Genomic DNA, 26,816 nt, shown 5'->3' on the forward strand with positions numbered 1-26,816 from the left:
GCCGCTACACCATGCAAGTAAACCTGTTAATTGCCACAGCGGTCCCGTCGGCGCCTGTGTCGACGGGACCGCAGCAACGGAACCGGCTACTGGAACTGATCCCAGTTGCCCCCGATGAGATCACCCCAGGTGCTCACGGATGTCCAGTCAACTTGAGGCCTGGACGGTTTTACTCCGAGATTTGAGCGCAGGTTGTGAGCCATATCCTTCCACGTTGTGTGGATAAACCCCGCCATTTCTCCCGAATGCACGAACGGTGAATTGCTCCTGGCCTCCGCATGCTGGGTCAGATACAGCTCATTGTGGTCCGCCGCCAGCGAGAATCGGATAGTGGAGCCTGCCTTGTCAAAGTAGTGGTCAGACATCACGATGAAGGTGAAACTTGCGGGTGTGTCCAACACCACCTTGACAGTTCCAACTCCATCGACCCATTTCGGTCCGGGATGCAACTCACACGTTGCGCCATCCCAGAACGAGGTGCACCCCGTCACAGGGAACGGGAATATTGCGCCCGGAGCTTGCCTGAACTTCGACATCACATCGATCGGCAGGCCTGTCTTTGAGACCGGGCCGATGTCTTCCCGGTAGGTGTAGGTGTAGTCAGAATTCGGGGTATGGGGCGTGCACTGGTCCTTGCAGTCGCTGGTGTCGACGTGAGGCGGCTGGTAGCCCGGCTTCGATATCGCCTTCGTTACAGCGTCCTGAAAATGCGTCGCGCCCGCGGCAACCCCAGTGTCCGGGTCCCAGGCTATCCGGCCATCCGGGTCGCTGAGGTTTACGGGGTTGTTGTTGCTGTAGGCGTAGCCGTTCCACTGCTGGGGGTCGGCAGTGGTGAGCAGCGGGTCAGGGCTGATGAAGCGACCTGTTGAGGCTTGGTATTCGCGGGCGCCGAGGTTGGTGAAGTAGTTGGTGGTGTCCCGTGTGCCGCCGACGAAGCCCTTGTCACCGGCCCAGTTGCTGGTGGCTGTGTTGGTGGTGCGGGGGTTGCCGAAGGGGTCGACGGGGTTGCGGGTCGCGGCCAGTGAGGAGGCGTCGATGCTGAGGGTGTTGGTGCCATGGTTGTCGGCGAATTGATAAGAGGAGGTGCTAGCGGTGCGGACGAGAGTCATGCCGCTGGGCAGTGCGTAGTAGCGGGTGCCGGTGCGGGCGCCGTTGGACGGGTTGTAGGTGAGCTCGTCCTGGCCGCCGTTGAGGGTGACCGTGGTCTTGCCCGGGTTGCGCCGGATGAGCTGGTTACCGTCGGCGTCGTAGAGGTAGGTGGTGGTGGCACCGGCGCGGGTCTGGGAGGCGAGCTTGCCCTCAGTGTCCCAGGTGAGGGTGGTGGTGTTGGCCGCGTCGATGGTGTTCCAGCAGTTGGGGCTCCAGATGGGGTTCTGGTTGAGGGCCTGGGCGGATTTGTAGATGACCAGGTTGCCGTCGTCCTGCAGGGCGAGGTAGGCCCCGGGGGTGGGGTAGGTGCCCGAGGCCCAGAGCGGGTTGTGGTTTGTGTCGTAGATGACGAAGTTGCCGTCGGTCTGCATGGTGGCCCATGCACCGGGGTGGTTGTAGGTCCCGCTGCTCCAGGTCACAGCTCCGTTGCGCAGGGAGACGACGACGAGGTTGCCGTCGGCCTGCATTGCCAGGCGAGTCGTGTTGGAGGTGATGCTCTGGCCGGAGCCGAGGACCCAGCCGCCGAACATGTTGCGCGTGCCGGAGGGGTCGACGATCTTCGTGGTGTTGCCGGCGGCGTCGTACTGGTTGCTGCCCGCGGCGGCGGTAACGCCGTTGACGGTGTTCTGGCTGCCGGTCAAGGCGTGCGGGCCGCCGTTGCCGTTGCCGTTGTTGACCGTGCCAGTGGGCTGGAAGGTCTGGTTGGTGGTCTGGTCCTTGGTGCTGTCGCCGCCGGTGTCGTGCTGGACCTGTTGAATGCGGTTGCCGGTCAGGTCATAGCTGTACGACTGCCAGTACGAGGACGGGCCGCCGACCGTGGTGCGGTTGGGGGTCTGAGCGCCACTGGTGGGGGTGGTGTTGGTGCAGTTGCCGATCGCACCGACGGAGGGCTGCGGGGCCATGGTGGTGGAGCCGGTGTCGGTCCACGCCGTGCTCAGGCGGCCGAGGTAGTCGTAGGTGAAGCACTGACGGTCGGTCGCGGACGGCGTGTTGTTCGGGATGGTGGTGATCGCCGTGATCTTGCCGGCCTGGTTGTACGCGTAGTTGAGCTGCTGCACCGACCCGGTCGGGTTCGGCTGCGCATCCACGAACTGCGACACCTGACGACCCGTCGGCTCGTCCCAGGTGTTCGTCGCCACCAGCTCGGTGCCCCAGGGGTTGACCGTGGTGCGTACGTTGCGGCCGTAGGCGTCGTAGGCGTTGATCTTGTCGTACGTGACGGTGCTTCCGAAGCCGCCCAGCGGACCGAGAAGATCGTACTTGTAGTCGATCTGCTCGGTGGCCACATCGCCAGCAGCACCGCGGATGTCCTCGTTGAGGGCGCCGCTGATCGGGTCATAGGTGCGCAGGTCGGTGAAGGTGTACGGGCTGGTGAGACCCACCTCGCTACCCGGGATGGACTCGGTGACCGAGGTCGGGTGATACGCCGTGTCGTAGGAGTTGAAGGCCTTGGAGTACACGCTGCCCGAGGCGCCGCCCACGTAGCGGGTGGAGGTGGCGATCTGACCCTTGGCGCCGGAGACGGTGTCGTAGGTGAAGCCGGTCAGCTGCTTGGTCGTGTCCGTCGTCGACGTGCCATTGAACGATCCGGTCTTGCGGCCGAGCAGGTCGTAGGCGAAGGCGATGGACTGGCCGCGCGCGTCGGTGGTGGTGGCCAGGCGGCCGTCGGCGTCGTAGCTCTGGGTGGTGGTGCCGGTGTCGGGGTCCACGGCCGAGATCTGTCGATTGCGCTGGTCGTACGAGTAGGACCAGGTGTTGCCGGCCGCGTCCTGGCGGGTGTTGGGCTGGCCGGACGGGTTGTAGGTGTAGCGGGTGACGTCTGCGTTACTCGCGCTACCGGTCGCATTGGCGGTCCGGTACTGCCACAACTGGGCGGTGCGACCACGGGCGTCCAGCACCGTGCTGGTGGCGGTACCGCCCGCCGGCGGGGTCACGTCGGTGCGGTCCACGCCGGGGTAGGCGGTGGTGGTGGTGTTCTGTGATACGCCGTAGGCACGGAACTCGCTGGTCACCGGTCGGCCACGGCCGTCGAAGGTGGTCAGCGTCTCGTGCGGAACCTGGTTCAGGTTCGGGTTGAACCAGGTGGTGCCAGGAGCGGCGTCGGCATTGTAGTAGGTGGCGTTGGCCCACCAGACACGGCCCTGTGAGTCGTAGAGGTTGTCCGTCACCAGGCGGCCCGCATAGCCGCTGACCCCCGCCGAGCCCTGGGTTTGGATGGTCCGGCCCAGGCCGTCCAGGATCGCGATCGAGGTGGTGTAGTTGGCGCCGTCGATCTGCAGGGTCTTACTGGTGACGGTTGAGGCGGCGCCGGTGCCGTTGACTGCGTAGGCGAACGTCGCCGAAGCGGTCTGCGAGGTCGCTCGTCCGGGCGCCCACGCGGAGGTGACCCGGCCCAGCGCGTCGTAGGACTTCGTGATGGTACGGCCGTTGGGGTCCGTGACTGTCAACGGCAATGCCCGGGCGAGGTCCAGCGTGCTCGTCGTCGTACGACCACTCGCGGCATCCGAGGCGCCGGCCGGGGCCGGAGCCGTCACCGCGACCGAGTTCGGCAACTCGCCGGCGTTCGCCGTGCTGTACACGGTGGTCGTGGTCGCACCGCCGGTGTGCGCACCGTCGGTCGCGTTCGCGTCGGTCACCGAGACGGGTCGGCCGTAGGTGTCGTAGCTGGTGGTGGCGGTGGTGGTGTATTGCGGGTTGCCGCTGGCGTCGTAGCGGTCCAGCACCTGGGCACTGGTGGCCTCCGCCTTGGCGCCCGCTGCACCGTACGGCTGACCGTCGAACAGCGTGCGGCTGCCCGAAACCGTGCTGGCTGCCGTTGGTGTGGCCGTGCACGCACCCGCGCCGGAGAGGGTCAGGGTCTGCGCGACCAGGCCGGTCAGCATCGGGTTGCTGCTCGTCGCGTACGTTGGCACCGCACACACATCGGGCGTCCCATCAGCGCTGCTCAAGCTGGAGACCACTCGGTTGGTGTGCCCTGGATCAGTCGTCGTGACGGTGCCGGTGGTCTGCCAGGTACCGTCGGCCTTCAATGCCTTACCGGCGGTGGTGGCCGTAGTAGCAGCGTAGCGGGCGACCAGGTCCGGCAGACCGGAACGCGGGTGGGTGGCTGTGGTCACCGGACCACTGCTGGTGTTTACGGTGTACGCCTGGACCGAACCGCCGGCGGTGCTGTAGGTGTCGGATTCCAGGGCACGGCCGGACAACCAGTCGTCGTCCGAGACGGCGCCGCTCTTTGGCCCCGACACTGTAGCCGAGCGAGTACCTGTGCTGGTCAGGTCGCCATTCATGCCCTGGTAAAAGCTGGTCGAACTCTGACCCTGCGGGCCGTCGTTGCCGGTACCCTTCACTGCCGTCACCGACGCGTAGCCGCGGAACTGGTCCCAAGTGCGGGACTTGGCGTCCACAATGGTGGCGTCGTTGTGATGCCAGGCGGCCGGGCCGTAGGTGTAGTTGGTGGTCTGCGGCTTGTCACCGGCGGCGAGCTTGGGGTCGACGGTCACGGTGGTGACCGGGTAGCGCAGGAACCAGTCGTCCACCGGCGTGGTGTCGGCGGTCGAGTTCGGTGGGTACCACTTGACGTTGTAGCAGCTCAGCGTGTCACTGTCTGCACTGGTCGGCATGACGTGGTTGGCGTTTGAGCACGCGCTCTGCTGGTAGACGACGCCGATCGTGCCGCCGGTCTCGGTGGTCACCACCGTCAGGCGGGGGCGGTTGTAGTCGGGGCGGGCCGGGCTGTTGCCGTCCACCCGGTTCGGCATGAGCATCCAACCGAACGACACCGGCGGCAGCGGGGCTGCCGTCTGACCGTTCTGGTTGTCCTGACCGGTTCGCTGGACCGACGCCAGCCACGGGATCTGGGTGTTCTCCGAGCTGTTCTGCGCGCTCACGAACAAGTGCGTCAGCTGGTAGCTGTCGACCGTTCGATAGGCGCCGTTGCTGCGGACCTGCGTGGCAATGGTGTTCAGCCACTTGCTGGTCCAGAACGACGGGCCGATGTTGGTGCAGCTCGAGGCGTCGCACTGCTGGTCCAGGGGGACATCAGGCCAGTTCGCGCCATTGGCCAGGGTGCGCTGGCTCGGGTCGCACGCGGCCGTCGAGGTGACGCAGCGCTCACCGGAGGTGAAGACGACCTTCGCGGCGCTCTGGTAGTTGCCGTTGGCGTTCAGCTGGTCGGAGAGCAGCTGGCCGTAGTCGATCTCCGCCAGCACACCTGCACGGGTGTAGGACGAGTTTCCGCTGCCGGGCTGGCCGGCGCCACGGGAGTAGTAGTTCGCCTCCGCGTTGTACCGGTACGTGGTCAGGTTTCCGTGCAGGTCGACGACGGCGTCCAGGTTCCAACGCCAGGCGCTCTGGCACCACGAGGACGTGGTGGTCGAGGAGTTGTAGCAGGGGTCGCCCGGCTTTGGTGAGTAGACGGGGACGGTCCACGCGGACTGGGCGTCCGGACCGATGGTGCTCGCCTTGCCGTCCGCACCGGGCAGGTGGCTCGCGCCGAAGTAGTAGACCGTGCCGGTGGTGTCGGTGACCCGCAGGTAGGAGCCGTTCCAGGTGCCGTTGCTCGCACCGGTCAGGTACTCGATCTTCGTGCCGTCGTCGTTCTTCAAGTGCCAGGAGCAGTTCGACTGCTCCTCTGTGGCAACGAACGTCTTGTTGCACGACACGTCGTCCGGCACCAGCTCACCCGAGTGACCCGCCAGCGACATCGTCAGATTCGCACCCGCCCAGCACTCATCACCCGAGCCAGTGATCCCGTCACGGTTGCACGGCTGATAGGACCGCTCCACGAAACCCGTGCCCAGGTCCCAGCCGTCGCCACCCACCCACGACACCTGCGCGTTCGTCGACGACGTCTTGCCGTCCACCGACGCCGAGTCATAGGACAGCCCAACACTGGGTGCAGACCCGCCGATCGACGGCGGGACCGACACCGGATACCCGTACGTGAACGCACCCGAAGAACCGCCGGCCGTCCAACCCATACTCGGATTCAACGAAGTCGCGCTGTAGGTACCGGCACCACTGCTGCTTCCGGAGACCACACCCACAACCGCAGGAGCGGCAGCAGCAGGCGCAGCCTGAGCTGACAGGGCCTGCGGGTGGACACCACCAGTCGGGGTTGCGGTCGCGTCAGTAGCAGCGGGCACGGTGACATCCGCGACCAAGCGCTTGCTCACCTCGTCGTAGTGCGAGGGGATCGGCGTACGCGTCTGGCAACCCTTGACCTGCGGAGTGGTCAGCGAGCACGCGGGAAGCTGCACCAAAGTCGCGCGGCTGAGGAAACTGCCCCCGACACCACCGAGTTGGGTCGGGTCGACACCGACCCGCAGCTTCGAACCGGGCTTTGCACCATCACCGGAAAGCGCGATGACGCCCTCCGGAGCACCGGCGGCCGCCGCCGTGGCTTGATCAGCAAGAGAGACCTGCACCGACGCGCCAGCCGCCGGCTCGGCGGACTGCGCCTGTGCCTGCGGCGTCCCAGCGGGCTTGTCAGCAGCAAGCGGCGCCACCCAGATGGGCAATGTCCCCGCCTGCACATCAGCACCAGCAGCCGGAGCCTGGTCACTGCCACCCAGCGCATTCGCGCGTGGAGCAGTCGCACCCGCCGCCGGAGCCGCCGGCAGCGTCACGCTCGCCTGCCCGGGCTTCGCCTTCTTTGCACCCCCAGCCGGCGGCGTCCACACCTGACCGGCCGGATACGAGGGCTTCGACGCCGCCAGCGCCGCCTGACTCTTCCCCGGCACCGAAGCCGTCTTCGGCAACGGCGTGTTGGGCGGCGACCAGACCTTGTCGCTCGGGTCACCCGCCAGCGCGAAGGCCGGCGTGGACAGCATCGCCGTCACCACCGCCAACGCGCTGACCATCGCTATGCGTGGACGCAAGGACTGCCAAAGGCCGCCGGAAGCTGCGCGGGCAGCAGGCACGGACACCAGAACCCCCCAGGTGACACAGGGTCACCATATTTGTGTGTTCGTCAGATAGTCCGGGTGACGTTAGCGCGGTCAGATCAAGCGGTGCGAGACCCCCAAGAGAAATCCTCACAGTGATTCATCTCATACGTATTCAGAAGTCGACTATGTCCACCTATTCCGGTCATAACCAGTTGCTCGCGGCACTGCTCCAGCCACAGCGTGTCGGAGTCTGCGGCCATAGTGAGGCCAGAAATTTGAACACCTAGTACAGGAGGGGGATTTTTCGTGTCTGCTCGGCTGTCATCGCAGCGCCGCCGACCTCGCGGCACCCCGGCCCGCCTGGCGGCTGCCGCAAGCGTCCTTATACTCACCACCGCGACCCTGGCCACCCAAGCCGGCCTGGCCCCCCACGCCGGCGCCACGACCGGCCTTCCGGATGCCGCCACCGCTGCCGCCATCAACGCCGCGCACGCGAACGACCCGAGCCCGGCGGGCCAGGACGACACGGCGTTCGCCCAGGCCAAGTCGACCGGCAAGAACGTCCAGATCGACCGCCTGACCACCGAGTTCACCGAGACCTACGCGACGCCGGCCGGCCACTACCAGCAGACCGCGCATCCCGACCAGCAGCGTCTGAAGGCGGGCGACCAGTGGAAGAGCCTGGACGCCACCCTCGCGCCCCAGCAGGGAGGCGGCTACGCGCCCGGCGCGACTCCCTCCGGTGTGGTCCTGTCCGGTGGCGGTAGCGGGCCGCTGGCCACGATGACCAGCCCCGACGGCAAGAAGCTCGCCCTCACCGCGCCGTTCAACCTGCCCGCCCCGCAGGTCAGCGGCGACAATCTGCTCTACCCGAGCGTGCTCCCCGACACGGACCTCAAGGTCACCGTCGGCAAGAGCGGCAGCGTCAGCACGGTCCTGGTCCTCAAGACCAAGGCGGCCGCCGCCAACCCGGCGTTGAAGAAGCTGCACTTCGCCACGACCGCCGACGGTGTCACCGTCCAGACGGGTGCCGACCAGAACCTCACCGCCCAGGGCAGCGACGGCAAGCCCCGCTGGACCGCGCCTGCACCCACCATGTGGGACAGCAGCAACACCACGCTCCAGCCTGTGCAGGCCAAGGCAGCTGTGATGAGCAGCACCGTCACCGACCAGTCCGACCCGACAGCCAAGCCTCCGATCTCGGCGACGAGTTCCGCCGACGGGCCGGGCAGCGCGGCCAAGGTCGTCACGATGCCAGTCGATGCCACGTCTGACGGCCTGGACCTGACGCCGGATCAGACCCTCCTCACCACAGGCGTGGCGCCGTTCTACGTCGACCCGGCCTGGATTCCCTGGTCCACCAGCAGTAACGGCAACACCTTCGTCCAGTCGAACTACCCGACCGCGACGCACTACAACGTCAACACTGAGCGCCTCGGCGTCGGCAAGTGCGGCACCTACTCCGCCGGCGACAGCTGCGTCCCGTCCGGCCTCTATCGTGCCTTCTACCAGTTCGACACCAGCCCACTGCGCGGCGCGATCATCAACTCCGCCAAGCTGGACGTCTGGGAGTACTCCTCCGCCGACTGGAGCTGTACCAACTCCTACCCGGTCGACGTCTACTGGGAGGACGGCCCGATCGGCCCTGGCACCGACTGGGGCCATCAGCCCAACCCCCAGGGCGGGAAGCTCGACTCCAGCAATGTCGCCGGGTCCGGCAGCAGCGGTTGCTACAACGACATCGACGTCCAGTTCTCCAACATGGGCGCCACCCTGAGCAACGCCATCACGGGGAACAACATCGTCACGATCGGTCTGCGTGGCGACGAGAACAACCAGAACGCGTTCAAGCGCTTCGAGTACAACGCCAGCCTCTCGGTGACCTACGACCGGGTGCCCAGCGTGCCCACCGACCCGCAGGTCAACCCGGCGCCGTACATGGTGAGCACCGGCCAGACCAACCAGAACTGCAACGGCGGTTGGCAGAACTGGAGCTGGCTAGGCGCCGGCACCGACGCGGCGGGCGCTGTGACCATCAGCACGGTGGTCTCCAGCCCGGTGCAGGACCAACTGCGCAGCAACCTCGGCATCTGGGACTACACCAGCGGTGGTGCCGGGCTGCCGGCCGGCACCAACACCGAGTCGCCGTGGACGACGAACGGCTCCCGGGCGACCTACACGCTGCCCGGTGGCTTCATCAAGAACGGCCACGTCTACGGCTACCACCTGCAAGCCACCGACGAGCTCTCCGGAAGCTCCTGGTCGGGCTGGGGCCCGGTCTGCACCTTCGGAGTAGACCAGACTCCGCCGGTGGTCAGTCTCCCGAGCCGGGTGAACGACCTGGCACACCAGTTCCCGCCGTCCGGCAATGGGCAGACCACCCAGCTCTTCGCCGGTCAGTCCGGGTACCTCCCGATTACTGTCACCGATCCGGTCCCAACCGGGGGCACGGACGTATCGGGACTGGCCTGCCTGCGCTGGTCCGCGGACCCGCAGTTCAACGGCGCCAGCTTCCAGTGCGGCAGCAACATGCCCAACGGCCAGGTCCCGGTGACCCCTGGGCACTGGGGCACGAACATCGAGTACATCCAGGCCAAGGACAACGCGGGCAACGTCTCGCCTGTCCTGCAGTACCCCTACTACGCGCCGTGGAATCCGAACGGTCCACCGCCGGTCTTCGGCGACCTCACTGGTGATGGTGCGCCCGACATCCTGACCACCGACGCCGGCGGCAACCTGCGCACGTACAGCGTTCCCGGCAATGCCTCGGCCAGCGGACCGGCGGTCGCGCTCTCCGCACTGAAGAGCGACAGCCCGCACTACTACGACCCCGCCAACCCGGGCAACGACCCGTGGTCGAACTACCAGATCACCCACCGCGGCAGCCTCAGCGGCGGCAACAATGTGGACGACGTCATCGTTCACAAGCCCGGTGACGCCACTCTCTACTACTATCCCAACAACTCGACCGCCAGCGGAATTCCGGGGCGCCTAGGCCAGAAGTTCACGCTAAAAAAGCCGGACTGCTTTATCAGTGCGAACCAGAACTGCTCTTCCTACCAGACTGACTGGTCCGGCACAGTGCAGATCGCCGCGATCGGCGACCCCAAGAACAGCAAGCTCAGCCCGGTTGACTACAAGAAGGCCGGCTTGATCGCCGAGGAGCTCGGCAGGGACGGGAACACAGGTCTCTGGTTCTACCCGACCCCGACCACTGGCACATTCGACAAGCCGGTCCAGCTCGCGACCACCGGCTGGGCGGGCATGGACCTAATCACCCCTGGTGACTGGACCGGAGGCGGCACCCCGGGCCTGTGGGCGCGCAATCGCAGCACCGGCGTGATCACTGCCTACGCCCTGACCCCGGGCACCGACACGAGCAGCAAGACCAACCTTGGCTACGACACCCTGACCGCCATCAGCGCTCCGATTACCATCGGCATGGTCCCGGTGTCCGACGTCCCGATCCTGCAGTCCGACGGCAACCTCACTGGCCAGGGGTTCCCGTCCCTGTGGGGCGTGACCGCGGACAAGCCCGGAGACAAGAGCCGTATCACCACCTGGTACGGCGCCCCGGCCATGACTAACGGTGTTGCCACCGGCTACAACTGGACAGGCGGCGACTGGACCATCGGCAACACCACCACCGTGCCGGATGAGTGGCTCGGCACGGTCACTCAGGAAGCGGTCGGAGTCAGCGGCGAGGACCGCGCCGGCATCAACCCCCTGACCGGCACCGGCAGCGTCAGCTACAGCCCCGAGCATCCGGGCGGGCTGGCGGCCCCCCTCAAGGGATCTGTGACGGTGAACAACACTGGGATCCTCGCCACGCCGTACCTTCCCAACTCCGATGTGACCACCCTGAGCAATGACCAGATTGCCTCGGGTAAGTCGATCGCCTCGAAGACTGCCACGCTGACCATGCAGAGCGACGGTAATCTCATCCTCTCGCCGCTCAATTCGACGAGAGTGCTGTGGAGTTCGGGCACCTACAACCATCCGGGCGCGATCGCCAAGATGCAGGTGGACGGCAACTTCGTCATCTACGACGGCCAGAACGCGATCTGGAGCACCAACACATTCGGCACTAACCTCCAGCTGAAGCTGCAGTCCGACCTCAACCTGGTCATCTATCAGGGCACCAACGTGGTCTGGACGACCAATACCTACAACACCGCCTACAGCTCTGTGCGGGTCGCGGCAGGACGGTCGGACATCGCCAACAGCCTCGCCGCTCCCGGCGTGGACACCAGCGGCAGCTACAGTGTCGCCGCCTGGGTGAAGATCAAGGGCGACACCGGACACGATCAGACGCCGGTCTGCCAGCAGGGCAACTCCGTCCCGTCCATGAACATCGTCTACCGGGAGTCGGACCACGGCTGGGGCGTCTACGCCCCCAACCAGGACGACCCCAACGCCTCCTGGGCCTACGCGGGTGCACCAGCTGGGACGGCCTTCGTGGATGGCTGGACGCATGTGGCGGCGACCTACTCGGCTGATTCCAAGATGCTGAGCTTCTACCTCAACGGCTATTTCGCCGGTTCCACGCCGGCCAACAGTTGGGGCGAGAGCCGGCCGATGATGATCGGTGGCTGCTACTTCAACAACAACTACGGCGCCATCGTCTACCAGCTCAACGGCTTGGTCTCCGATGTCCGTACCTACCCCTACGCGCTGACCACACAGCAGGTCGCCGCGCTGTACAGCCTTCCGAAGCAGACCATGACCAGCGGTCTGAGCAGCAGCAAGTGCATTGATGATGACCAGGGGAGCCGGAACAACGACAACAAGATCCAGATCTGGGACTGCAACAGCTCCGACCCGCAGAAGTTCTCCCTCCCCGGTGACGGCACCATCCACATCTACGGAAAGTGCCTCGACTCCGGGGCAGGGACTGCCGGAACGCCGCTCAAGCTCTGGGACTGCAACGGCAGCGGGCCACAGAAGTTCAACCCGGACCCGAGCAACAACAACCGTCTGGTGAGCCAGACCCACAACGAGTGCGTGGACTTGCCGCAGAGCAATATCGCCAACGGCACTCAGCTCCAGCTGTGGGACTGCAACTCCTCCAACGCGCAGAGCTGGCCGATCAACTAGCCCAACTGATCGACACTCCGTAGGACCTACTGCGCCCTGCCCCGAGGCTCCCGGGGCAGGGCGCAGGCGCTCATTAGGAGCGAGCGGTAGGCGCGGGTCGCCGTCACCTGGCCGGCATGCCGCCGTGCGGGCTGTTGACGATCAGCGGCACCGACCCCTCGGCGAGGTAGAAGTGGCCGGGGTAGTGGTCGATGTGGAGGTGTCCGCCGTCCTCGGCGTCGGCCATCCCGTGCAGGTTCTCCGCGAGTACTGCCCGGGCGGCGGGGTCGCCGCTGATCACCAGGAGCTGCCGTGGGGAGTCCAGCAGGATGAGGACTCCGGGACCGGGACTCTCCCTGACCTCGATCCCGGCCAAGGCGTGGTCATCCGGCGAGGGCGTGGCGCTGACCAGCCCTTCGCCCTGGGTCACCGCGCTTGCCAGGCGGTGCAGTTCTTCCGCAGAGGCGGTGAGGTCCACCTCGCCGTACGCCGGGTCGCACAGGAGTATCACGTGGGGCACCCGTTCGCGATGGCCCAGGAGCGGAAGAGGGTGAGGGCTTCGGTGAGGTTGCCGGGGCCGCAGGCTGCATGGAAGACCTTGTCGGCGGTCCACACCCAAACCCAGTCGTGCTGGCTGCGATTGACGTCCTGGCGGGGAAGCTCGTGGTCCTCGAGGTCGGTCTCCTCCAGGTCGATCCGGACGCTCCAGCCCGGGTTGTCGAGCGTGTCGATCCGCACGCCCCACTCATGTTCCCAGTCCTCGTTGCACTGAGCCGCGTACCAGCGCTGCAGCCAGTCGAGGACCTGCTCCGTTTCGTTCATGGACGGGATGCTAGGCGAAGGCGCCGGCCTTGATGCTCGCGACGAAGGCGGCGAAGGAGGCGGTAGGGAAGGCGAGCACCGGGCCGGACGGGTCCTTGGAGTCGCGGACGGGGACGAGGTCGGTGAACTGACCGTCGGCGACCTCGATGCAGTCGCCGCCACCGTCGCTGTAACTCGACTTGCGCCACTGGTCATTGCTCATGAGTACAGGTCCTGTCTGGCTTTGCGGATCACGTCCAGGGACGCGTCCTCCGAGAGGGCTGCGATCTGGAGGAGAGCATACTCACGCTGCCAGTGGCGAACCGTTGCCTGATCACGTACCAGCGACCCCTGGTGCAGCGACTCGCTGTATCCGATCAGCGAACTGTCAGGAAGGCTCAGCAGATTCAGCTTCCGCCACAGTGGAAGGCGCTCGCCGAGCGACAGCGGCGCCACCTGCAGTGCGATGTTCGGCAGTTGCGCAGTAGCTACCAGGTGGTCCAACTGCTCACCCATGACCTTTCGGCCGCCGACCGGTCGCATCAGCGCACTCTCGTCGATCACGAAAAAGGCGAAGGCCGGGCTCTCGCAGGTGAGGATCTGCTGGCGGTCGAGCCGCAGTGCCAGCCGCTCCTCCACCGTGTCCGGACCCTCTTGCAGCTGAGAGCCTCGTGAGGCCCCAGCTTCGAGCATCGCGCGAGCGTAGGCGGGCGTCTGGAGCAGTCCCGGCACGCACGCGATTTCGTAGATCTTCAGCTCCGTGGCCTTCGCCTCCTCGGCCACGTAGTCCATGTAGCCCTCGCGGAAGATCAGCGCCTGACGCCGCTTCACATAAGGCATCAGATAAGCCAACGCCCCCTGGGTCTCCAGGATCTCGTCACACCGCTCCGCGAACCCGTCCTTGGGCGCCCGCGTACCGCTCTCGATACGGCTCACCAGGCTGTCGTCGCACGGAATCCGCCCGGCCAGCTGGGGCTGTGACAGGCCCCTCAACTCCCGGTACATCCGCAGCATTCCGCCGAACAGGCTGCCGGGGGATTCGCTCGGATCCAGCTCATTCTTTCGACCAGCCACCGCACGTCCTCATCCTGCGACGAAGCCCTGCCGGATCTGTCAACGGTCTGTCAGGTCAGGCAAGATCCAGCCCTAGCGAGGGTATGCCCAACTGCCGATCCTGGAATCACACAGTTACCACTCGATCGCAGATTGCGCTCAAGGACGGGATGCCCCATGCCCACCACCCCTCTCGCCCGGCAACTCGCCTACGCCCGCCGGGAAGCCGCCGACGCCCTGGACGACCTCACCGCCGTGCTCGCACTCGCCGGCGTGCAACTGCCCAGCGTGGGCGTCGACTGGCGCAGCGGGCAGGTGACCGGCCGCTTCCTGATCGACCTCGGCGCGGCTCGCCCGGAGACCGTCGCCAAGCTCACCGCCGTGCTCCGCAGAGGAGTCGCAGTCACCAGCCGGCCACCCAAGTGACCTTGTTGACCTTGAAGGTCCTCCGCCGCCTCCGCCGACCTCCCGCAGCGCCGCCGCCCTGCCCCCTCGGCTGGCCGAGCTGTCCCCTCTGCCTCCGCGTCTCGACACAGGAGTTGACCGCATGAGCAGCCGCATGACCATCCGCGTCTACCGCATCACCGCCACGGGCAAGCGCGTTCCTCTCACCCGTAAGCGCACCGTCCAGGGCGAGCCGGGATACCTCGATTCCCCGCGCTACGACCAATGGCCGGACTGCACGTGTCCGCGACACGCAGAGCACCGGCTGTCCTGAGCCGTGACGCCCTTCACAGCAGGGTGACCTGGACGACGAAGACACGCTTGAGACGCGGAGCGATGAAGGAAATCGGCGGGAGCGCCCGCGGCCACCTACTCAACGTCGGGGTGGTACTCCCAGGACCAGCTAGCTCATCCCTGGACAGCCCGCGTGGCCACGCGGAGGATCTCGCTGGAGACGGTCAGGTGCTCGCGGGCTTCATCGGGGGTGTCGGCCTGCTGCGCCAGGTACAGACTCCGGTGGCACTTGCGCGCGGTGTCGGGGAAGCGCTCGATCTCGACCATCGCGGACCAGTGCGCCAGGAACGCGTGCACGGGAGTGAGGCTGTCCAGCTCGGCAGCCCGGTTGAACGCCTTCTCCGAGTCGGCCTGCATCTTCGGCAGGAGGTTCGGTGCCACGACCGCCAGGGCGGCCTTCAATGCCGCCGGAGTTTTCGCAGGCCTCGGGATGAGTTCCTCGGCGCTGTGTGCTGCCGTGCTCAACATGGCCTCCACAAAGTGCCCCGGACACAGTACAGCGGCTGAGGTCGGATCGACGTCCACTCACGCCATGTCGAAGCGACAAACAGCCCACGGCCCCGCCCTCCGAACGCAACCGCGATCGCAACCGCAACCGCAACCGCGATCGCGAGCGCGAATGCGGGGATCGGGGCCGTGGACTGCGCCCCCGAACCGCCTCAGACCCCCGGCCGCTGCAGCCGCGTGATGAACTTGTACCTGTCCCCCCGGTAAATCGACCGCACCCACTCCACCGGCGCCCCCTCCGCGTCGAAGGAGTGCCGCGCGAGCTGCAGCATCGGCAGCCCGAGGTCCGATCCCAGCAGGCCGGCCTCCCTCGGGTTGGCCAAGGTCGTCTCGATGGTCTCCTCGGCCTCGGCCACCACCACCCCGTACACCTCCCGCAACGCCGTGTACAGGGAGTTGTGCTTGACCAGGTTGCGCCGCAGGGCAGGGAAGCGCTTGGCGGAGAGGTGGGCCACCTCGATGGCCATGGGGTCGCCGTTGGCCAGGCGCAGGCGCTCGATCCGCAGCACCCGGCCGCCGGGCTTGATGTCGAGGAGCGGGGCGAGGTGGTCGTCGGCGGTGATGTAGCCGACCTCGATCAGGCGGGAGGTGGGCTCGAGGCCCTGGGCGCGCATGTCCTCGGTGTAGGAGGTCAGCTGCAGGGCCTGGGCGACCTTGGGCTTGGCGACGAAGGTGCCCTTGCCCTGGATGCGCTCCAGGCGGCCTTCGACCACCAGTTCCTGCAGGGCCTGGCGCACGGTGGTGCGCGAGGTGTCGAACTGCGCCGCGAGTGCGCGCTCGGGCGGGACCGGGGTGCCGGCTGGCTGGGTCTCGGTGAGCTGGAGCAGGTGGCGCTTCAGCCCGTAGTACTTGGGCACCCGCGCTGCTGCCGGGTCGCTTCCCGTGCCAGCCCCGGGACTGGTCTGCGTGGGCAGCGCCCCCGCCTGGGGGAGCTGGGCCGTGGTGCCCCCATCGCTGCTCATGGCCGCTTCTCCGCTTCCTCGCGAGGCCGCTGTCGACCCCACTACCTCGTTAACGGCACACATCGTTGCACGTATGCCGGGGCGACGGGGAGCTCATCACGCGATGAACGGTGAGCGTCACGCGATGAACGATGAGCGGTGTCGGCTTGATAACGGCTCGTCCGGATTGGTCTTCGGCCCGTTGACAGTGCCATTGGTCTAGGCCAAGCTCCAGGCATCTGGTCTACACCACTGCAGGCCAAGTACTTGAATCCCAGCCCATCTCACGGGTTCGCGGCACCGCTTCCTAGCATTTTGCGATGGTTTGCGGGCGTATGTCGCCAGCCGCCCGATGGGGGGCACACCGGGCATCCCTCAGGAGGATGGCGTGAAGCGTCAGCTCATCGCGGCGGTCGGCGTCGCGGCTATGGTCGTCGGCGTGGCGGCTTGTGGTTCCTCGACCAAGTCGTCGGACAACTCTGCGAGCAGCAGCTCGGCCAAGCCGGCCAACTACAACGGCAAGACCCTGACCGCCTGGTTCATGGACGGGTCCGCCCCGCAGGCCTGGCAGGACGGCGTGAAGGCCGACTTCGAGGCCGCCTACCCCGGCGCCAAGCTGAACATCCAGATCCAGAAGTGGGACGGCATCGGCCAGAAGGTGACCACCGCCCTCTCCGAGGGTTCGGTGGACGTCCTGGAGCTCGGCAACACCCAGACCGCGGGCTACGCGGCCACCGGTGGTCTGCTCGACATCACCAAGGACAAGGCCGACATCGGCGGTGCCGACTGGGCGCCGAACCTGAACGCCTCCTCGGTGCTGGACGGCAAGCAGTACGCCGCCCCGTGGTACTTCGCCAACCGCGTCGTCATCTACAACAAGGCGCTGTGGACCAAGGCCGGCATCTCCGCCGCCCCGAAGACCCTGGACGAGTTCTACGGCGACCTGGACAAGCTCAAGGGCGCCGGCGTCGCGAACCCGATCTACCTGCCCGGCCAGGAGTGGTACACCTACTTCGGCCTGATCGCCGGCTCCGGCGGCCAGATCGCCAAGCAGAGCGGCGGCAAGTGGGTCGGCAACCTGGAGTCCCCGGAGGCCAAGGCCGCCTTCGCGACGTACCAGAAGCTGCAGAGCTACTCGACCGCGCCGAAGGACAAGGACGAGGCCACCCCGCAGCAGATGACCCTGTTCCCCAAGGGTGACATCGGCGCGATGATCGGCCTCGGCTGGGAGGCCCCGGCCCCCAAGGACATGCCGGCCGACCAGGTGGGCTTCTTCCCGCTGCCGGGCGCGACCGCGGACAAGCCCTCGGGCGTCTTCCTCGGCGGCTCCAACCTGGCCATCGCCCAGGCGAGCAAGAACCAGGACCTGGCCAAGGGCTTCCTGAAGATCGCCCTGTCGGACAAGTACGAGGGCCAGATGGCCTCCGCCGGCCTGGTCCCGAACAAGACCTCGCTGAACGCGCTCGCCACCACCGACTACGCCAAGGCGGCCATCCCGGCCTCCACCAACGGTGCGACCACGCCGAACGTCCCGGCCTGGGCGAACGTCGAGAACACCCCGAACCCGATCAAGGACTTCATGGCCGCCGCCCTGCAGGGTGGCGACTACGACAGCCTCGCCAAGAAGTACGACGACGAGATCACCAAGCGTCTCGGCCAGAAGAACTAGTACCCCGAGCGGCGTCGCTCACCGGCCCTCCTGACGGAGGCGGTGGGCGGCGTCGCCGCCCTGTTTGGGGCCGCGACGGCGGCCGGACGGTGGCCGCCCCAGTTCGGCCAGGCGTGAGGAAGAGAGAACGATGGCTGTTCAGTCGGACCCGGTGCGGGTGCAATCCCCAGGGCAAGTGACGGCGGATGCGTCCCGGAAGGCACCCAGACCGTCGGCCGGCCCGGGACTGCTGAGCAAGGCCGCCCCGTACCTGCTGCTCCTGCCGGCCATCGCCGCCACGCTGGCGCTGCTGGGCTGGCCGCTGCTGAAGACGCTGCTGCTGTCGTTCCAGAACATGAACAAGCGCCAGCTGATCCAGCACATCACCGAGTGGAACGGCTTCGACAACTACAAGGAGCAGCTGACCAGCTCCGACTTCTGGCACACCACCGGCCGCTCGGTCGCGTTCGTGCTGGTCAACGTCGTGCTGATCATGATCGGCGGGACCCTGGTCGGCCTGCTGCTCAACAAGCTCGGCAAGAAGATGCGGCTGGTGCTGTCGGTCGGCCTGATCCTCGCCTGGGCGATGCCGTTCGTGGCCCAGGCCACCGTCTTCACCTGGCTCTTCGACTCCCGCTACGGCGTGGTCAACTGGTTCCTGGACAAGCTCGGGTGGCACGGCATGGCCACCTTCAACTGGTACAGCACCCAGTACTCGACGTTCTTCGTGATCATCCTGCTGATCGTCTGGGGCTCGATCCCGTTCGTCGCGTTCAACATGTACGCGGGCCTGACCACCATCCCGACCGAACTCTACGAGGCGGCCCGGATGGACGGCGCCGGCTCGTTCAAGATCTTCAGCTCGGTGATCTTCCCGAGCCTGAAGCCGTTCTTCCTGGGGACGACCTTCCTGGAGATCATCTGGGTCTTCAAGTGCTTCACCCAGGTCTTCGCCATCAACAACGGCGGCCCCGAGCGGACCACCGAGACGCTCCCGGTCTACGCCTTCGTCGAGGGCATGGGCAACCAGCACTTCGGCGTCGCCGGCGCGATCGCGATGCTCACCATCCTGATGCTGGCCGTGGCGATGGTCTATTACTTCCGGATCATTCTGAAGCAGGAGGACGAGCTGTGAGGCGCTCTTTCCTTGGACGCAGCTGGGCCAACGCGGTGGCGGTCGTCCTCCTGGTCTTCTTCGCCTTCCCGGTCTACTGGATGGCCTCCACGGCCTTCAAGCAGAACAACGACATCATCAGCAAGACCCCGGTCTTCCTGCCGCTGAACGCCACCTTCGAGCACTTCAGCACCGCGACCCACGCGCCGCAGTTCTGGGACATGGTGCGCAACAGCTTCGTGGTCACCGTGACCTCGGTGCTCGCCTCGCTGGTGATCGCCACCCTGGCCTCCTTCGCGGTGGCCCGGATGAAGTTCCGCGGTCGCAAGACCTTCATCCTGGTGATCATGCTGGCGCAGATGGCGCCCTGGGAGATCATGGTCATCTCGGTGTACCTGATCGTCCGCGACAACGACATGCTCAACAGCCTGGTGCCGCTGGTCATCTTCTACATGATGATGGTGCTGCCCTTCACGATCTGGACGCTGCGCGGCTTCATCGCCGCCGTGCCCAAGGAGCTGGAGGAGTCGGCGATGGTGGACGGCTGCACCCGGCCGCAGGCCTTCGTCAAGGTGGTCTTCCCGCTGCTCGCGCCCGGTCTGATGTCGACCTCGCTGTTCGGCTTCATCACCGCCTGGAACGAGTTCCCGTTGGTCCTGGTGCTCAACAAGGCCACCGGTCCGGGCACCGCCCAGACCCTGCCGCTCTGGCTGACCTCGTTCCAGACCACCTTCGGCGACGACTGGGGCGCCACCATGGCCGCCTCCACCCTCTTCGCGCTGCCGATCCTGATCCTCTTCCTCTTCCTCCAGCGCAAGGCCGTCGGCGGCATGACCGCCGGCGCAGTGAAGGGCTGACGACCGATGAGCATCCTCACCCCCAGCATCCTGGACAGCGACCAGCTGCACCGGGACGCGCTCACCGTCCTGCAGCCCGGCTTCGAGGGCACCGAGCCGCCGGAGTGGGTGCGCCGGCACCTGGCCGCCGGCCTCGGCTCGGTCGCGCTCTTCGGACGCAACGTCACCGACCAGGCCCAGCTGGCCGAGCTGACCCGGGCGCTGCGCGAGCAGAACCCGGACGTGCTGATCGCGATCGACGAGGAGGGCGGCGACGTCACCCGGCTGGAGGTCGGCTCCGGCTCCTCCTGGCCCGGCAACCTGGCGCTCGGCGCGATCGACGACCCGGTGCTGACCCGGGACGTGGCCCGCGAGCTCGGCCGCGCGCTGGCCGAGTGCGGGATCACCTTCAACTGGGCGCCCGCGGCGGACGTCAACTCCAACCCGGGCAACCCGATCATCGGGGTGCGCTCGTTCGGCGCCGACCCCGAGCTGTGCGCCCGGCACACCGCCGCCTGGGTGGAGGGCCTGCAGTCGGCCGGCGTGGCCGCCTGCGCCAAGCACTTCCCCGGCCACGGCGACACCGCGGTCGACTCGCACCACGGCCTGCCGCTGATCGACGTGGACGAGGAGCTGCTGCGCTCGCGCGACCTGCCGCCGTTCCGGGCCGCGGTCGCCGCCGGGGCCAAGGCCATGATGAGCGCGCACATCATGATCCCGGCCCTGGACCCGGTCTACCCGGCCACCCTGAGCCCGGCCGTGCTGGGGCGCCTGCTGCGCGGGCCGGCCAGCGAGGGCGGCCTCGGCTACGACGGGCTGATCGTCACCGACGCCATCGAGATGGGCGCCATCGCCGACACCTACGGGATCGCGGAGGGGACGGTGCTGGCGCTCGCCGCGGGTGCCGATGCGATCTGCGTGGGTGGCGGCCTGTGCGACGAGGAGACGGTGCTGCAGCTGCGGGACGCCATCGTGGAGGGCGTCCGCTCGGGCCGGCTTCCCGCCGAGCGGCTGGCCCAGGCGGCCCAGCGGGTGCGGGAGCTGGGCAGCTGGGCCCGGCAGCGGGCGCAGGGAGCGCCGACCGAGCCGGACCTGTCGATCGGCCTGCGGGCGGCCCGTCGGGCGCTGCGGGTGACCGCCGATCCGGCCCAGCCGTTCGTGCCGGTGACGGACCGTCCGTATGTCGCCTCCTTCTCGGCGGAGTCCAACATCGCGGTCGGCGACGAGACCCCGTGGGGCCTGGCCGGCATGCTGGCCGAGCGCTTCCCGGGCACCCGCAGCCGCAACTTCGGCCCGGAGCAGGCGGCGAGCGGGCAGCTGGACGCGCTGATGGCCGAGGTGCTGGCGGAGGCCGACGGGCGACGCCTGGTGCTGGTGGTGCGTGACCTGCACCGCCACGAGTGGATGTCGGCGGCGCTGCGCCTGCTGCTGACGGCCCGTCCGGACGCGCTGGTGGTGGAGATGGGTGTGCCGCAGGCCGAGCCGGTCGGCGCGCTGCACATCGCCACCCACGGCGCGGCCCGGGTCTGCGCCCTGGCCGCGGTCGAGGTGCTCACCGGCCAGCCGTCGGTCAGCGTCTAGGACGTCACCCGCAGGCCCCACTGACTGCCGCTCAACCCGAAGGCCCCGAGAGGAATCCTCCTCTCGGGGCCTTCGCGTTCCCGCGGTTCGCACCGGACTTGTCATGCCTTAAGCAGGCATTAAGGCAACCTCAAGTGACGGTGCGACAGCGGAGTGCTGATCGGTGACAACAGGTGTGCAACGGCGGGCGGCCAAGTGAACCCACGGCGTTGACAGCGCGTTTGGTCTAGGCCAGGCTCCAGGCACCTGGTCTGGACCACTCATGGGCCACGAAGACCACGCAGACCACAGAACCCTTCGGTTGCCCCTGGCCCAGCCTGCCGCGGGAACACCCTCTTGCCGTCCCTCCGGGAGGATTGCGTGAAGCGTCAGCTCATGGCCGCGTCCGTCGTCACCGCGCTCGTCGCGGGACTGGCTGCCTGCGGGTCGTCAGGCGGGTCGGGGGCGACGGCCAACCAGTCGGTCGACCCGAAGTCGGTGACCGGGACGGTCAACATCTGGCTGATGAGCGACGCGCAGACCAGCTGGCCGGAGCTGGTGCAGCAGGTCAACGACGAGTTCGCGGCCCAGTACCCGAACGTCACGATCAAGCTCAGCTACCAGACCTGGGCCGACAAGGTGAACAACCTGGACACCGCGATCGGTCAGGGCAAGGCCCCCGACGTGGTCGAGCTGGGCAACACCGAGACCATGAAGTACATCCTCAACGGCACCCTGGCCTCGCTCGACAAGGCCGACTTCGAGAACTCGGACAGCTGGATCCGCGGCCTGGAGAACACCTGCACCTACAACGGCAAGCTCTTCTGCGTGCCGTACTACGCGGGCGCCCGGGTCGGCATCTACAACACCGCGATGTTCCAACAGGCCACCGGAAGCGCCGAGTTCCCCAAGACCGAGGACGACCTCAAGGCGGCCCTGGACAGGCTCCAGGCCTCCCACAAGGAGGACAAGAGCTACTCCGCGCTCTACCTCCCGGGCCCGTACTGGTACGCCGCGATGTCCTACGTGGCGGCCTTCGGCGGCAACATCGCCCGCTTCGACAGCGCCGGCAACTGGCACGGCACCCTGGAGGACCCCAAGTCCCAGCAGGGCATCCAGCACTTCGTCGACCTGGTGAAGAAGTACAACCACGGCGATCCGACGGTCAACGAGCTGCACCAGTCGGACGTGCTCGGCAAGCAGAAGGCCGCGGTGATCTACGGCAACGGCTGGGAGGCGGCCGGTGCGGCCACCGCGCCCGGCGGCGACCCGGCGCTCAAGGACAGCCTCAAGGTGGCCGGCTTCCCCGGCCCGAACGGCAAGCCGCTGCCCAGCTTCATCGGCGGCTCGGACCTGGCGATCACCGCCAAGTCGCAGGTCACCGACGTGGCCAAGGCCTGGGTGAAGCTCTTCACCGGCACCAAGTCCGAGGCCCTGCTGGCCGCCAAGAACATCCTGCCGAACAACCTCACCCAGCTGGGCCCGCTGCGCTCCAAGCCGGAGACGGCGGCGGCCGCCAACGCGGTGCCGGACGCCTGGTTCACCCCGCTAGCGCCGGGCTGGGCCCAGGTGGAGAAGCAGAACGTCCTGGTGAACATGCTCGACGCGATCCTGGCGGGCAAGTCCATCGACGAGGCGACCAAGGCCGCCGACGCGCAGATCAACCAGCTGATCAACAATCAGTCGTAGGATCGGTCGCTGACGGGGGGGCAGGCCAGCCAATCACCGGAGGTCACCGGATGTCCGAGCAGCAGACCAACCTCCCCGGACGGATCATGGCGGCCGAGATGGCCGAGCAGCCCGCTGTCCTGCAGCGGATCCTGGACGAGGGCGCGCCCCGGATCCGGGACATCGCCGCCGAGATCGCCGCCCGCGGCCCGCGCTTCGTGCTGCTGACCGCGCGCGGCACCTCGGACAACGCGGCGCTGTACGCGAAGTACCTGATCGAGGTGCTGCTCGGCAAGCCGGCCGGGCTGGCCTCGATGTCCACCACCACGGCCTACGGCGCCAAGCCCGACCTGCGGGACGTGCTGGTGATCACGGTCAGCCAGTCCGGCGGCTCGCCCGACCTGGTGGCCTCCACCAAGGCGGCCCGGGAGGCCGGCGCGGTCACCCTGGCGGTGACCAACAACCCCGCCTCGCCGCTGGCCGAGGTCTCCGAGTTCCACATCGACGTACTGGCCGGCGCCGAGAAGGCACTGCCGGCCACCAAGACCTACACCGCCGAGCTGCTGGCGCTCTACCTCCTCGTGGAGGGGCTGCGCGGGGGCGGCACGGAGGCGGCCAAGGGGCTGCCGCAGCTGGCCGCCGCGGTGCTGGCCCGGCAGGCCGAGGTGAAGGCGCTGGCCGAGCGGTACCGGTTCGCCCAGCGGTTGGTGATCACCTCGCGCGGCTACGGCTACCCGACCGCCAAGGAGGCGGCGCTGAAGCTGATGGAGACCACCTACATCCCGGCCTCGCCGTTCTCCGGCGCGGATCTGCTGCACGGGCCGCTGGCGATGGTGGACAACGTCTCGCCGGTGATCGCGATCGTCCCGGACGGCAAGGGCGGCGAGGCGCTGCAGCCGGTGCTCGACCGGCTGCGCGGGCGCGGCGCCGATCTGATGGTGGTCGGGCAGCAGGACCAGGTGGACGCGGCCTCGGCCGGCTTCGCGCTGCCCGCCGGGGTGCCGGAGGAGGTGCAGCCGATCCTGGAGATCCTGCCGCTGCAGCAGCTCGCCTACGAGATCACCATCGCCCGCGGCCAGGACCCGGACGCGCCGCGGGCGCTCGCCAAGGTCACCGAGACGCACTGAGCCGCACCGCACCGCACCGAGCTGGGCCGCACTGAGCCGCACCGCACCGAGCTGGGCCGCACTGAGCCGCACCGCACCGAGCTGGGCCGCACTGAGCCGCACCGCACTGAGCAAGCGCTTGGAAAGCACTACGGGCCACGGCGCCGACGCGGGACCCTCAACCCACGTGGCACCGCAGCCCGGAGCTGTCGTCGGCCGCCTTGGTGTGGCGCTGGAACTGTGCGGGGTCCCGGTGCGTCGGCGGCCGACCGTGGAGCGACCGCGCGCGGTCAGGGCAGTTGCGCGGGTGGTCGTTCCTTGGTGCGCCTCCATTGTGGACTAGACCAATCTGGGTTGTCCAGAAGTAGCTCCACATTGGTCTGGACAACCAAGATCGCGCCCCGCGGCCTCAACTTGGCTACGCTCGCGGTGTGCCCTCGTTGAACGAACTCGTCCGCCGCCACACCACCCTCACCGGTGCCGACGTGGAATGGCTCCACCTGCTGGTCTCGGAGTGGCAGCTGCTCTCCGACCTATCCTTCGCCGACCTGGTGCTGTGGATCCCCACCTGGGACGGCATCCGGTACGTCTCGGTGGCCCAGATGCGGCCCAATACCGGGCCCACCTCGTACCAGGACGACATGGTCGGCCACCTGGTCCCGCGCGGCCGCCGGCCGCTGCTGGACGCCGCCTTCGACGAGGGCCGGATCGTCCGCGAGGGCGATCCGGAGTGGCGCGAGGAGGTGCCGGTCCGGGTCGAGTCGATCCCGGTCCGGCGCGAGGGCCGGGTACTCGGAGTGATCGCCCGCAACACCAACCTGCTCACCGTGCGCACCCCGAGCCGGCTCGAGCTCACCTATCTGCAGAGCGCCTCGGACCTGGCCCAGATGATCGCTGCCGGAACGTTTCCCTACCCGGGCGAGCAGGTCGACATGGATGCCGCCCCCCGGGTCGGCGACGGCCTGATCCGGCTGGACGCCGACGGCATCGTCACCTACGCCAGCCCCAACGCGCTCTCCGCCTACCACCGGCTCGGCCTGACCACCGATCTGGTGGGTGGTCACCTGGGGCGCACCACCGCCGAGTTGGCGCCCCCGTCGCGCAACGCGGTGCACGAGGCGCTGGTCAAGCTGGCCAGCGGCTGGGCGCCCCGGCAGACCGAGGTGGAGGCGCAGGGCGGGGTGGTGACCCTGCGGGCCATCCCGCTGAAGCCCAAGGGCGTGCACACCGGTTCGCTGGTGCTGGCCCGGGACGTCACCGAGCTGCGGCGCCGGGACCGGGAGTTGATCACCAAGGACGCCACCATCCGGGAGATCCACCACCGGGTGAAGAACAACCTGCAGACGGTGGCCGCGCTGTTGCGGCTGCAGTCGCGCCGGCTCGGCGACGACTCGGCCCGGGCCGCGCTGGACGAGGCGGTGCGCCGGGTCGGCTCGATCGCCATCGTGCACGAGACGCTCTCGCAGACGCTGGACGAGCAGGTGGCCTTCGACGAGATCGCCGACCGGGTGCTGGCGATGGTGATGGAGCTGTCCCAGGACGGTCAGGTGACCACCCGGCGCAGCGGCAGCTTCGGCATCCTGTCGGCCGAGGTGGCCACCCCGCTGGCGATGGTCCTCACCGAGCTGCTGCAGAACGCGCTGGAGCACGCCTTCGGTCCGAAGGCGGCCGGCAACCTCTCGGTCAGCGCGCTGCGCGGCCGGGCGCCGGCCACCGGCAAGGGCTGGTCGGACAGTTGGACGGGCGGCGAGAAGCCGGAGGAGTACCTGCTGATCACCGTGCAGGACGACGGTCGCGGGATGCCCGAGGACTTCGACCCGCAGGAGGACGGCAACCTCGGACTGCAGATCGTCCGCACACTGGCCACGGGGGAGTTGGGCGGCACCTTCGACATGGTCGCGGCGCCGGGCGGCGGGACCAAGGTGGTGCTGGAGATCCCGGTCAGATAAGCCCCGGGAGAAGGTTCGCGGAGCGACCTTCGCGGAGAAGGTGCCACGGAGAGGGTGCACAGAGAGAGAAACGAGACCCTGCCGACCGGGGGGGGAGGGTCGGCAGGGCCTCTCAACCCGTTCCGGCCGTCGGGGGGAGTCGGTCGGAACGGGGGCTCTGTGTTGCGGTCTGTCGTCGGCCGACGAGGGTCGGCCTGCGGCAGTCGCAGGCGGGTCGCCCGCCCCGTCATATTGCGTACGGTGAGCGTCCCAGGTCCACGATATTGCTCTGCGTGAACAGTGGCAAGTGTCGCGACCGAGTCGGAAGGCTTCGACGGAGTGGCGGTCGAAGCCTGTGATCATGTGTTGATCGGTACTACGTGATCGGTACTACTGGGGTGTTGCAAGTGAAGCGAGGTGACTCGCTTCAGGCGGTGCGCGCGCGGTTGCGGGCGGCGCGGCGCTTCATGGCGCGACGCTCGTCCTCGCTCATGCCGCCCCAGACGCCGGCGTCCTGACCGGTCTCCAGGGCCCACTGGAGACACTGCTCCATGACGGGACAACGGCGGCACACGGCCTTGGCTTCCTCGATCTGCAGCAGAGCAGGACCGGTGTTCCCGATCGGGAAGAACAGCTCCGGGTCCTCTTCGCGGCAGACAGCGCGGTGGCGCCAGTCCATGGTCGTCCAACTCCTCCTGCTGACAGGCGGTGGCCGGTCAGCACAATCGATGGCTTGTGAATGTGAACGCTTTCACGAATCCCACAACGGCAAAACGGACCAGAGGCCTCTACGGCCTGGCGGT

18 protein-coding genes are annotated in these 26,816 nt (G+C 67.6%); 10 read left to right on the forward strand and 8 right to left on the reverse strand.

What is annotated here, in order from left to right; genetic code table 11:
• Positions 1-86: 86 nt before the first annotated feature.
• Complete coding sequence (locus tag BR98_RS16935; protein ID WP_051969856.1) at positions 87-5,852, reverse strand: RHS repeat-associated core domain-containing protein; 5,766 nt, start codon at positions 5,850-5,852, stop codon at positions 87-89.
• 1,491 nt (positions 5,853-7,343) lie between these two features.
• Here BR98_RS16935 and BR98_RS16940 point away from each other — a divergent pair.
• Complete coding sequence (locus BR98_RS16940; protein ID WP_035845669.1) at positions 7,344-12,134, forward strand: ricin-type beta-trefoil lectin domain protein; 4,791 nt, start codon at positions 7,344-7,346, stop codon at positions 12,132-12,134.
• 103 nt (positions 12,135-12,237) lie between these two features.
• Here the strand turns inward: BR98_RS16940 and BR98_RS16945 are convergent, their stop codons facing one another.
• From BR98_RS16945 to BR98_RS16960, 4 genes are read right to left on the reverse strand one after another with little or no spacing between them, the layout of a single operon-like run.
• On the reverse strand, positions 12,238-12,633 hold the full coding sequence (locus BR98_RS16945) for an Imm32 family immunity protein (protein ID WP_232247445.1): 396 nt from the start codon (positions 12,631-12,633) through the stop codon (positions 12,238-12,240).
• Complete coding sequence (locus BR98_RS16950; protein ID WP_035845674.1) at positions 12,621-12,935, reverse strand: immunity 53 family protein; 315 nt, start codon at positions 12,933-12,935, stop codon at positions 12,621-12,623. The genes BR98_RS16945 and BR98_RS16950 overlap by 13 nt, the downstream gene beginning before the upstream one ends.
• Positions 12,936-12,945: 10 nt before the next feature.
• On the reverse strand, positions 12,946-13,137 hold the full coding sequence (locus tag BR98_RS16955) for a DUF397 domain-containing protein (protein WP_035845675.1): 192 nt from the start codon (positions 13,135-13,137) through the stop codon (positions 12,946-12,948).
• On the reverse strand, positions 13,134-13,988 hold the full coding sequence (locus tag BR98_RS16960) for a helix-turn-helix domain-containing protein (protein WP_035845677.1): 855 nt from the start codon (positions 13,986-13,988) through the stop codon (positions 13,134-13,136). Before BR98_RS16960 ends, BR98_RS16955 begins: the two co-directional genes overlap by 4 nt.
• Before the next feature lie 156 nt (positions 13,989-14,144).
• Between BR98_RS16960 and BR98_RS16965 the strand changes: the two genes are divergently transcribed.
• Positions 14,145-14,393, forward strand: a complete 249-nt coding sequence (locus tag BR98_RS16965; RefSeq protein ID WP_035845680.1) for a hypothetical protein — start codon at positions 14,145-14,147, stop codon at positions 14,391-14,393.
• Between the two features lie 121 nt (positions 14,394-14,514).
• The gene (locus BR98_RS39415; protein ID WP_157537819.1) at positions 14,515-14,685 is read left to right on the forward strand and encodes a hypothetical protein; all 171 of its coding nucleotides are present in this window, start codon (positions 14,515-14,517) and stop codon (positions 14,683-14,685) included.
• A gap of 134 nt (positions 14,686-14,819) precedes the next feature.
• Here BR98_RS39415 and BR98_RS16970 read toward each other — a convergent pair whose 3' ends face one another.
• Positions 14,820-15,173 (reverse strand): DUF6247 family protein, encoded by a 354-nt coding sequence (locus tag BR98_RS16970; protein WP_051969858.1) that lies wholly within the window; start codon positions 15,171-15,173, stop codon positions 14,820-14,822.
• Positions 15,174-15,364: 191 nt separating this feature from the next.
• Positions 15,365-16,174, reverse strand: coding sequence for a GntR family transcriptional regulator (locus tag BR98_RS16975; RefSeq protein ID WP_035845685.1), 810 nt, complete (start codon positions 16,172-16,174; stop codon positions 15,365-15,367).
• Between the two features lie 367 nt (positions 16,175-16,541).
• Between BR98_RS16975 and BR98_RS16980 the strand changes: the two genes are divergently transcribed.
• From BR98_RS16980 to BR98_RS17010, 7 genes are all read left to right on the forward strand, one after another.
• Complete coding sequence (locus BR98_RS16980; protein ID WP_035845687.1) at positions 16,542-17,822, forward strand: extracellular solute-binding protein; 1,281 nt, start codon at positions 16,542-16,544, stop codon at positions 17,820-17,822.
• A gap of 130 nt (positions 17,823-17,952) precedes the next feature.
• A complete protein-coding gene (locus BR98_RS16985; protein WP_035845689.1) occupies positions 17,953-18,936 on the forward strand; it encodes a carbohydrate ABC transporter permease in 984 nt (327 codons plus the stop codon).
• On the forward strand, positions 18,933-19,772 hold the full coding sequence (locus BR98_RS16990; protein WP_035845692.1) for a carbohydrate ABC transporter permease: 840 nt from the start codon (positions 18,933-18,935) through the stop codon (positions 19,770-19,772). The genes BR98_RS16985 and BR98_RS16990 overlap by 4 nt, the downstream gene beginning before the upstream one ends.
• Positions 19,773-19,778: 6 nt before the next feature.
• Positions 19,779-21,332 carry a glycoside hydrolase family 3 protein gene (locus BR98_RS16995; RefSeq protein WP_035845695.1) on the forward strand — a complete coding sequence of 518 codons (1,554 nt, stop codon included), beginning with the start codon at positions 19,779-19,781 and terminating at the stop codon, positions 21,330-21,332.
• A gap of 360 nt (positions 21,333-21,692) precedes the next feature.
• Positions 21,693-23,000, forward strand: a complete 1,308-nt coding sequence (locus tag BR98_RS17000; RefSeq protein WP_035845698.1) for an extracellular solute-binding protein — start codon at positions 21,693-21,695, stop codon at positions 22,998-23,000.
• A 50-nt stretch (positions 23,001-23,050) separates the two neighbouring features.
• The gene (locus BR98_RS17005) at positions 23,051-24,106 is read left to right on the forward strand and encodes an SIS domain-containing protein (protein ID WP_035845701.1); all 1,056 of its coding nucleotides are present in this window, start codon (positions 23,051-23,053) and stop codon (positions 24,104-24,106) included.
• A 410-nt stretch (positions 24,107-24,516) separates the two neighbouring features.
• Positions 24,517-26,034: a sensor histidine kinase gene (locus tag BR98_RS17010; RefSeq protein ID WP_083976674.1), complete on the forward strand. Its 1,518-nt coding sequence runs from the start codon at positions 24,517-24,519 to the stop codon at positions 26,032-26,034.
• Positions 26,035-26,440: 406 nt separating this feature from the next.
• Here the strand turns inward: BR98_RS17010 and BR98_RS17015 are convergent, their stop codons facing one another.
• Complete coding sequence (locus tag BR98_RS17015) at positions 26,441-26,692, reverse strand: WhiB family transcriptional regulator (protein ID WP_014138019.1); 252 nt, start codon at positions 26,690-26,692, stop codon at positions 26,441-26,443.
• Positions 26,693-26,816 lie beyond the last annotated feature (124 nt).

This window comes from Kitasatospora azatica KCTC 9699, assembly GCF_000744785.1.
GTDB lineage: Bacteria > Actinomycetota > Actinomycetes > Streptomycetales > Streptomycetaceae > Kitasatospora > Kitasatospora azatica.

Excerpts from the sequence above, each read along its gene's own strand:
- BR98_RS16935 (WP_051969856.1), bottom strand. The coding sequence starts at position 5,852 with ATGTCGCTGGCGGGTCACTCGGGTGAGCTGGTGCCGGACGACGTGTCG.
- BR98_RS16985 (WP_035845689.1), top strand. The coding sequence starts at position 17,953 with ATGGCTGTTCAGTCGGACCCGGTGCGGGTGCAATCCCCAGGGCAAGTG.
- BR98_RS16970 (WP_051969858.1), bottom strand. The coding sequence starts at position 15,173 with ATGTTGAGCACGGCAGCACACAGCGCCGAGGAACTCATCCCGAGGCCT.
- BR98_RS16955 (WP_035845675.1), bottom strand. The coding sequence starts at position 13,137 with ATGAGCAATGACCAGTGGCGCAAGTCGAGTTACAGCGACGGTGGCGGC.
- BR98_RS16950 (WP_035845674.1), bottom strand. The coding sequence starts at position 12,935 with ATGAACGAAACGGAGCAGGTCCTCGACTGGCTGCAGCGCTGGTACGCG.
- BR98_RS16995 (WP_035845695.1), top strand. The coding sequence starts at position 19,779 with ATGAGCATCCTCACCCCCAGCATCCTGGACAGCGACCAGCTGCACCGG.
- BR98_RS17015 (WP_014138019.1), bottom strand. The coding sequence starts at position 26,692 with ATGGACTGGCGCCACCGCGCTGTCTGCCGCGAAGAGGACCCGGAGCTG.
- BR98_RS16975 (WP_035845685.1), bottom strand. The coding sequence starts at position 16,174 with ATGAGCAGCGATGGGGGCACCACGGCCCAGCTCCCCCAGGCGGGGGCG.
- BR98_RS39415 (WP_157537819.1), top strand. The coding sequence starts at position 14,515 with ATGAGCAGCCGCATGACCATCCGCGTCTACCGCATCACCGCCACGGGC.
- BR98_RS17005 (WP_035845701.1), top strand. The coding sequence starts at position 23,051 with ATGTCCGAGCAGCAGACCAACCTCCCCGGACGGATCATGGCGGCCGAG.
- BR98_RS16965 (WP_035845680.1), top strand. The coding sequence starts at position 14,145 with ATGCCCACCACCCCTCTCGCCCGGCAACTCGCCTACGCCCGCCGGGAA.